At 70.3% G+C, this 5,219-nt stretch carries 8 protein-coding genes; 7 read left to right on the forward strand and 1 reads right to left on the reverse strand.

The features are described 5' to 3' along the window. Nucleotides 1–217 precede the first annotated feature (217 nt). The 7 genes from P409_RS26025 (at nt 218) to P409_RS26050 (ending at nt 4,484) form a co-directional block, all read left to right on the forward strand. Nucleotides 218–457, forward strand: coding sequence for a hypothetical protein (locus P409_RS26025; protein ID WP_034845287.1), 240 nt, complete (start codon nt 218–220; stop codon nt 455–457). 95 nt (nt 458–552) lie between these two features. Next, the gene (locus tag P409_RS26030) at nt 553–1,068 is read left to right on the forward strand and encodes a hypothetical protein (RefSeq protein ID WP_034845289.1); all 516 of its coding nucleotides are present in this window, start codon (nt 553–555) and stop codon (nt 1,066–1,068) included. 35 nt (nt 1,069–1,103) lie between these two features. Beyond that, nucleotides 1,104–1,508 carry a GFA family protein gene (locus P409_RS26035; protein WP_034845291.1) on the forward strand — a complete coding sequence of 135 codons (405 nt, stop codon included), beginning with the start codon at nt 1,104–1,106 and terminating at the stop codon, nt 1,506–1,508. Nucleotides 1,509–1,774: 266 nt separating this feature from the next. Next, a complete protein-coding gene (locus P409_RS39245; protein WP_161790476.1) occupies nt 1,775–1,939 on the forward strand; it encodes a hypothetical protein in 165 nt (54 codons plus the stop codon). Continuing rightward, the gene (locus tag P409_RS26040; protein WP_034845293.1) at nt 1,936–2,694 is read left to right on the forward strand and encodes a metal ABC transporter ATP-binding protein; all 759 of its coding nucleotides are present in this window, start codon (nt 1,936–1,938) and stop codon (nt 2,692–2,694) included. The genes P409_RS39245 and P409_RS26040 overlap by 4 nt, the downstream gene beginning before the upstream one ends. Next, complete coding sequence (locus P409_RS26045) at nt 2,691–3,566, forward strand: metal ABC transporter permease (protein WP_430515661.1); 876 nt, start codon at nt 2,691–2,693, stop codon at nt 3,564–3,566. The genes P409_RS26040 and P409_RS26045 overlap by 4 nt, the downstream gene beginning before the upstream one ends. A gap of 24 nt (nt 3,567–3,590) precedes the next feature. Continuing rightward, on the forward strand, nt 3,591–4,484 hold the full coding sequence (locus P409_RS26050) for a metal ABC transporter solute-binding protein, Zn/Mn family (protein WP_034845295.1): 894 nt from the start codon (nt 3,591–3,593) through the stop codon (nt 4,482–4,484). A 143-nt stretch (nt 4,485–4,627) separates the two neighbouring features. Here the strand turns inward: P409_RS26050 and P409_RS26055 are convergent. Further along, the coding region (locus tag P409_RS26055; protein WP_152613545.1) for a DUF697 domain-containing protein at nt 4,628–5,219 on the reverse strand (592 nt) is incomplete at its 5' end.

The following is a 5,219-nucleotide window of genomic DNA, read 5'->3' on the forward strand; positions in this document are numbered from 1 at the left end:
CGCTGATGCCGCTGGACGGCAGCGGCTATGTCCCGGTGCTGCGGCCGAACGGCGCGGCGGTGGAGGCGCTGGCCTTCTCCCCCGACGGCTGCTGGCTGGCGGCGGGCGATGCCGGCGGCCGGGCCGTGCTGGTCGACCTGCGGCCGTGAGGCTCGGTGCAGCGGACCCGTCCGACGTTCCCACGCGCCGGGCCCGGCACTGGCCCGAGGCGCGGCGGGTGCTGGGCCATCCCGATTTCCACCACGGCTTCCGCGAGGCCCAGTCGGGCCGGCCCTTCGATCATCGATACGTCGATGCGCTGCCCAGGCTCGGCCAACTGCGCTACGAGAACGGGCGCCAGATCGCGGCCGAATGCGCCGCCCTGGGATTGTCGGTCGACTGGCCGTCGCCGCATCGCATCCCGCCGGCCTTGAAGCGGGTTGTGCTGGATCGCTTGAGGGCGTCAGAGGCCGCATAGCTCCGATGGGGGCGCGATCAGGCGGAACCGGCACAACCGGGATGTGTTCCTGCGATGCGAGCCCTTTTCGTGCCCCTGGCCGTTCCGAGGAGCCCATGCCGAGCCTGTCCGCCGAGACACCGCGCCTGACGCTGCAGCAGATCGACGCCTACGAGCTGATCCCGCGGCCCAAGCGCATGGCGCGCGCCCCGTCCTTCGACTATGGCACCGGGCCGGACCAGAACCGCTATTTCAGCCGCGCCCAGACGATGGGGAACGTCGCCGGCCTGATGCTGCAGGGGATGGAGTACCTGAACGAGAAGGGGCTGGGCCATGCCCTGAAGATCTGGCTGCGCAACAATGAGCCGGCGATCATCGCCAATCTGCAGGCGCAGGGGGCGAAGGCCTTCGTCGTCTGCATGACGTACTGGACCTGGATCGAGGGCGGCACCGCAACCCGGGTCTACGAATACAACGGCGCCTATATCCTCGGCTATGCCGCCTCCGCCCGCCCGGACGACATCGGCAAGGTCCTGACACCCGAGATGGTCTATGGTCCCAAGGCCAGCCCGATCCGCAGCGGGGCGACCTTCGCCGATACCTATCTGATCGGGCAGGCAAGGGCGCTGTAGGCCCGGAGAGGGCACGGTGCTGGAGGCCTGGGGTGATGAAGATCGACGGCCGATGCCATTGCGGCCATGTCGCCTATGAGGCGGAGATCGACCCGGAGCAGGTGGGGATCTGCCACTGCACCGATTGCCAGGCGCTGACCGGCTCGCCCTTCCGGGTCACGGTGACCGCCGGGCGCGACCGGATCCGGCTGACCGCCCATGAGCCGAAGGTCTATGTGAAGGTCGGCGACAGCGGCCGCCGGCGGCTGCAGTCCTTCTGCCCGGAATGCGGCTCGCCGCTCTTCGTGACCGGCGAGGGCGCGGATGCCGAGGTGTGGGGCATCCGCTGGGGCAGCATCCGCCAGCGCGACCGGCTGGTGCCGAAGCGGCAGGCATGGTGCCGTTCGGCCGTGCCCTGGATCCATCACCTCGAGGACCTGCCGGGCAAGCCGGGCGATTGAGCCCGAAACCGACGGCGCGAAATATTGAACCGTCATGGCGAGCCCGGGAGGGGCGTGGCCATCCAAGGACCGCTCGCACCGGCCTCTGGATGGCCACGGCGCTGCGCGCCTCGCCATGACGAGGAAGGGATCGATCTCTTGTGCCTTGGTCGATATCCGCCCGGCCGCCGCTTTCCGATAGCGCAAAGATGTTATACATTAACGTCAATGGTGCCGCGCCTGCCGGGCGCTATGGTGCCGGACCATCCTTCGCCATCGGCTGATCCATGACCGTGTCGCATCACCACCACGCCGCCCGCCGGGCCGGGGAGATCGGGCCGTCGGCCCTGGCCGCGCCGGTCGGGGCCCGGCTGCTCGTCGCCTTCGCGCTGATCGCGGTGCTGTGGCTGGCCGTGGCCTGGGCCATGGGCTGGTTCGGGGGCGCGGCATGAGCGGTCCATCCGCCATCGGGCGCATCCGCCTCGCCAACCTGACCGCAGGCTATGAGCGGCACCCGGCCGTGCATCACGTCGACGGCAGCTTCGAGCCGGGGACGCTGACCGCCATCGTCGGCCCGAACGGCGCCGGCAAGTCGACCCTGCTGAAGACCATCGCCGGCCTGCTGCCGCCGCTGTCCGGCCATGTCGATCTCAGCGGCCTGCGCCGGCGCGACATCGCCTATCTGCCGCAGCAGGCGGAGATCGACCGCAGCTTCCCGATCTCGGTGGCCGACACGGTGCTGCTCGGCGGCTGGGCCCGCACCGGGATCTTTGGCGGCGCCTCGAAGGAGCTGCGCCGCCGCGCCGCCGAGGCGCTGGAGGCGGTCGGCCTCGGCGGCTTCGAGGCGCGGCCGATCGGCAGCCTCTCCGCCGGGCAGTTCCAGCGCGTGCTGTTCGCCCGGCTGCTGCTGCAGGACGGGCGGGTGATCATGCTGGACGAGCCGTTCACCGCGCTCGACAGCAAGACCACGCGCGACCTGGTCGACGTCGTCCGCCGCTGGCATGGCGAGGGCCGCACCGTCATCACCGTGCTGCACGACCTGGACCAGGTGCGCGAGGTGTGCCCGGACACGCTGCTGCTGGCCCGCGACCCGATCGGCTGGGGCCCGACCGGCGACGTGCTGTGCGCCGAGAACCTGCTGCGCGCCCGCGCCATGGCCGAGGCCTGGGCCGACCGCGGCGAAGCCTGCCGGCGGAGCGCGGCGTGACGGCGGTGTGGGACTTCCTCGTCACGCCCTTCCTCGACTACGCCTTCATGCAGCGGGCGCTAGTGGCCTGCCTGGCGCTGGCGCTGGGCTGCGGCCCGGTCGGGGTGCTGCTGGTGCTGCGGCGGATGAGCCTGGTCGGCGATGCCATGTCGCATGCGGTGCTGCCCGGCGCCGCGGTCGGCTTCCTGGTGTCGGGCCTGTCGCTGTGGTCGATGGGGCTGGGCGGGCTGATCGCCGGCCTGGCCGTCGCCCTGCTGGCCGGCGCCGTCACCCGGGTCACGGCGCTGCGCGAGGATGCGTCCTTCGCCGCCTTCTACCTGATCGCGCTGGCCGCCGGCGTGCTGATCGTCTCGACCCGCGGCAGCAATGTCGACCTGATGCATGTGCTGTTCGGCACCATCCTGGCGGTCGACGACGCGGCGCTGCTGCTGATGGCCGGCATCGCCACGGTGACGTTGATCGCCCTGGCGCTGCTGTACCGGCCCTTGGTGGTGGAGTGCTTCGACCCCGGCTATCTGCGCATGGTCGGCGGCGTCGGGGCGATGGTGCACTTCGCCTTCCTGATGCTGGTGGTCTTGAACCTGGTCGGCGGCTTCCAGGCGCTCGGCACGCTGATGGTGGTCGGCCTCATGATGCTGCCGGCGGCGGCGGCGCGGTTCTGGAGCCGGTCGCTGTGGTCGCTGTTCGCCTGGGCGGCCGGCCTCGCGCTCCTGTCCGGCTATTCCGGCCTCCTGGTCTCCTATCACGGCAGCCTGCCCTCCGGCCCCAGCATCGTGCTGACCGCGGGCGGCTTCTACCTGCTGTCGCTGATCTTCGGGACGCATGACAGCCTGCGGGCCCGATACCTGCCCACCGCGCATTTCGCGCACTGAACTCCCCGCAACCGGAGCTATCGCATGAGGATACCGTTCCGCGCCGGCCTGATCGGCCTGTCCCTTGTTGTCCTGTCGCTGCCCGCCGCGGCGGCGGAGAAGCTGCAGGTCGTCGCCAGCATCACCGTCCTCGCCGACATCGCGAAGCAGGTCGGCGGCGACAACGTCGAGGTCCGCAGCCTGGTCGGCCCCAATGGCGACGCCCATGTCTACGAGCCGACGCCGCAGGACGCCCAGGCGGTGACCAAGGCCGGCCTCGTCGTCGTCAACGGGCTGGAGCTCGAGGGCTGGATGGACCGGCTGGTCGCCGCCTCCGGCAGCAAGGCCACCATCGTCGTCGCCACCGAGGGCGTGCCGACCCGGAAGATGGACGAGGACGGGCAGGAGATCACCGATCCGCATGCCTGGAACAGCGCGGCGAACGGCGCCATCTACGCCGCCAACATCGCCAAGGCGCTGGCCGCCGCCGACCCGGCCCATGCCGCGGCCTATCAGGCGAACGGCGCGAAATATGAGGCCGAGCTGAAGGATCTCGACGCCTGGGCCAAGCGCGAGGTGGCGACCATCCCGGCGGCCAAGCGCAAGGTCATCACCAGCCACGACGCCTTCGGTTATCTCGGCGCCGCCTACGGCATCGAGTTCCACGCCCCGGTCGGTTTCTCGACCGAGAGCGAGGCCTCGGCCGGCGACATCGCCAAACTGATCGACCAGATCAAGCGCGAGCACATCAAGGCGGTGTTCATCGAGAACGCCACCGACCCGCGGCTGGTGCAGCAGGTGGCCAAGGCCTCCGGCGCCGAGATGGGCGGCGAACTCTATGCCGAGGCGCTGTCGACCGCCGACGGGCCGGCTTCGACATATGCGAAGATGTTTCAGTATAACATTTCATCCTTGGTCGCTGGGATGAAGCAGAACTGAGGATCGGTGGCTGACGAACCTGACCTCGTCTCTTACCCGTCATCGCGAGGAGCGAAGCGACGTGGCGATCCAGCGGCACCGGCCTCTGGATCGCCACGCCCCTTCGGGGCTCGCGATGACCGGTCAATGTTTCCGACCGCGGCCTAATCCTTCCCCTTCGGCGCTGCCTCCGCCCCGAAGATCGCCTTGGCCAGGCTCATCGTGCCGGGCGGGGTATCGCGCAGATAGGGCAGGGGGCGGCACACCTTCATCGCGGCGACGCCGATGCGGACGCTGAGGATGCCGTTGATCGCGCCCTCGCCGGCGCGGCGGCCGAAGGCGCGCAAGAGGCCGGCGCCCAGAAAATCGCCGAGATAATCGTTCGCGGCCTCGATGCCGCCGGCGATCAGCAGCGTCGTCGCCACCCGGCGGATCAGCGACAGGGTCGCGAACAGGCCGGGGCGGAAGCCCTGGATCTCGGCGATGCGCCGGATCATGCGCAGGTTCAGCGCGCCCGACGCCACCATGTCGACGATGGCGAAGGGCGTCACCGTGGTGATCAGCGCCGTGCGCCGGGCGGTGGCGGCGATGGCGGCGCGGCAGGCGGCGTCGATCGGCCGCTGGGCATGCAGCTCCAAAAGGCCGATCAGCTCCGCCGGGTCGCGCAGCTCGTCGCGCTCGCGCTCCAGCCGTGCCAGCCCGTCGGCCGCGGGGCCATCGGAATGCAGCCGACGGAAGCGGGCGATCACGGCATCG

Source organism: Inquilinus limosus MP06, assembly GCF_000767795.1.
Classification (GTDB): Bacteria; Pseudomonadota; Alphaproteobacteria; order DSM-16000; family Inquilinaceae; genus Inquilinus; species Inquilinus limosus_E.